This window comes from Nonomuraea sp. NPDC049784, from assembly GCF_040659615.1.
Lineage (GTDB): Bacteria > Actinomycetota > Actinomycetes > Streptosporangiales > Streptosporangiaceae > Nonomuraea.
The window spans coordinates 1-2,564 of sequence record NZ_JBFAMX010000980.1 but is presented as its reverse complement, the minus strand read 5'-3'; the positions used below and the strand labels follow the sequence as shown (position 1 = coordinate 2,564).

Sequence of the window (2,564 nt, the reverse complement as noted above, 5' to 3'; positions counted from 1 at the left end):
GGCTGGCCGCGGACGCGGCCATGGTGATCATCGTCGAGCCCGGCACCCCTGCGGGCTACGCCACCGTCGCCGAGGCCAGGGAGGTCCTGGCCGCCCGCGGCCTGACCATCGTCGCTCCCTGCCCTCACGACGGCCGCTGCCCGATCGTGCCGGGACGCGACTGGTGCCACTTCTCCGTCAGGCTCCCCAGGGGCTCCCTGCACCGGCGCATCAAGGCGGGCACGCTCAGCTTCGAGGACGAGAAGTTCTCGTACGTGGCCGCCACGACGGCCCCGGCGGAGCGGGCCGCCGCCCGGATCCTGCGCCACCCGGTCAAGCGCAAGGGCGTGGTGTCCCTGCGCCTGTGCGCCGGCGAGGACGGGGTCAGGGACGTGATCGTGTCCAAGCGGCAGGGCGACCTCTACCGCGCCGCCCGGGATGCCGACTGGGGCGACCCCTGGCCGCGTACGGAATGAGACGCCCGTCACATTCGCGTCAGAGTCGTCACACTTGTGGGGGTGCGGCGGCTCTCACCAGGTGACAGCCGCGACCGCCCCGGGAGGAACACCGCGATGCCAGAGGCCACCCAGGTCTTCATCGACCACCGCGAGCTGCTGTTCTCCATCGTCTACAACATGCTGGGCAGCGTGGCCGACACCGAGGACGTGCTGCAGGAGACGTGGCTGGCCTGGGCTCCGCGCAGCGAGTCGGGCGAGGAGATCGCCAACCCGCGCGCCTACCTCGTACGCATCGCGATCAACCGGGCGCTGGCCCGCCAGGAGAGCATCAGCCGCCGCCGCGAGCAGTACGTCGGACCGTGGCTGCCCGAGCCCATCACCACCGACGACCAGGAGGACGCCTCCGACAAGGCGATGCGCGCCGAGTCGGTGTCGATGGCGCTGCTCGTGGTGCTCCAGTCGCTCAACCCGATGGAACGCGTGGTGTTCCTGCTGCACGAGGTCTTCGGCTACGCGCACACCGAGATCGCCGAGATCCTCGACCGCAACCCGGCCTCCGTGCGCCAGCTGGCCCACCGCGCCCGCGAGCACGTCCACGCCCGCCGCCCCCGCTATGAGGTGGACCCGAGGCTGCGGCGCAGGGCGACCGAGAAGTTCCTGGCGGCCGTGTTCGGCGGCGACCTGGAGGGCCTGCTGCGGCTGCTGGCCCCCGACGTGACCCTCTGGTCGGACGGCGGCGGAAAGGCGCCTCAGCCGGGCCTGCGCCCCATCCACGGCCGCGACAAGGTGGCCAGGCTGCTCACCTCGGGCTTCGACCGCGTGCCGGCCGGGCTGGACATCCACTACCGCGAGGTGAACGGCGACCCGTCGGCCGTGCTGTTCGACGGCGACGCGCCGTTCGGCATGATGGTGCTGGACCTCACCCCGGACGGCGAGCAGGTGAGCGGCATCTACACCGTCACCAACCCCGACAAGCTCACCAACCTCGGCCCGGCGCAGCGGGAAGGGGCGGCTTCCGGTCCCTCGGGTGCGCCATCCTTGGAGGATGTGGACGACTGACCTCCTTCATTCCCTCTACGCCAGGCGCCTGCGCCGCCAGGCCACGGCCGGGCCGCTGCCCCGCCACGTCGGCCTGATCATGGACGGCAACCGGCGCTGGGCCAGGCAGCAGGGCCTGCCCAGCCCGAGCATCGGCCACAAGTACGGCGCCGAGCACATCGAGCACGTGCTGTCGTGGTGCGAGGGCCTGGGCATCCAGCACGTGACCGTGTTCCTGTGCTCGACGGAGAACCTCGAGCGCCGCGGCGACGAGGAGGTCGCCTACCTGCTGCGGGTGATCGAGCAGATGGTCACCGACCGGTTCGACCGGCCCGACGCCCGCTGGCGCGTCCACGTCGCGGGCATGCTCGACATGCTGCCCGACACCACCGCCCGCGTGCTCAAGAGCGCCGTCGAGGCGACCCGCACGTGCGCCACCGGCTTCCACCTCACGCTGGCCATCGGGTACGGCGGCCGCCAGGAGGTCATCGACGCCCTGCGCGAGCTGCTGTACGAGCGGGCCGAGGCCGGGCAGTCCATGGTTGAGCTGGCCTCGACCCTGAGCGTGGACGACATCGCGCCCCACCTGTACACGGCCGGGCAGCCCGACCCCGACCTGGTCATCCGCACCAGCGGCGAGCAGCGTCTGTCCAACTTCCTGCTCTGGCAGTCCGCCTACTCCGAGCTGTACTTCTGCGAGGCGTACTGGCCGGCGTTCCGCGAGATCGACTTCCTGCGCGCGCTGCGCAGCTTCGCCGCCCGCCAGCGACGGTTCGGAGGCTGAGGTGCTGGAGCTTTTCGACCGGCAGATGCGGCGGGAGGCCCGCCCCGACGGGCCGGACGCCAGGATCGAGCGGGCCGGGCACGTGGTGCGGCAGGTGGGACCCGAGCATGGCTGGAACGGCGTGCTCTGGTCCGACCTCGACGAGCGGAGCGCGGACGCGGCCATCTCCGAGCAGGTGCGGCACTTCGGGGGTCTGGGGCGGGCGTTCGAGTGGAAGCTGTACGGGCACGACCTGCCCGCCGACCTGGACCGGCGCCTCCTGGCAGCCGGTTTCACCCCCGAACCCACCGAGACGCTCATGGTGG

3 protein-coding genes and 1 pseudogene are annotated in these 2,564 nt (G+C 71.8%); all 4 read left to right on the top strand.

The window, feature by feature from the left end; all coding sequences use genetic code 11:
* On the top strand, positions 1 to 455 hold a 455-nt coding region (locus tag AB0J09_RS62045), incomplete at its 5' end, for a small ribosomal subunit Rsm22 family protein (RefSeq protein ID WP_360713512.1).
* A gap of 96 nt (positions 456 to 551) precedes the next feature.
* Entirely contained in the window at positions 552 to 1,496 is a 945-nt protein-coding gene (gene sigJ, locus AB0J09_RS62040) for an RNA polymerase sigma factor SigJ (RefSeq protein WP_360713511.1), read from the top strand.
* Complete coding sequence (gene uppS, locus AB0J09_RS62035) at positions 1,483 to 2,259, top strand: polyprenyl diphosphate synthase (RefSeq protein WP_360713509.1); 777 nt, start codon at positions 1,483 to 1,485, stop codon at positions 2,257 to 2,259. The genes sigJ and uppS overlap by 14 nt, the downstream gene beginning before the upstream one ends.
* A 1-nt stretch (position 2,260) precedes the next feature.
* A pseudogene (locus AB0J09_RS62030) lies at positions 2,261 to 2,564 on the top strand (GNAT family N-acetyltransferase); the annotation flags it as partial.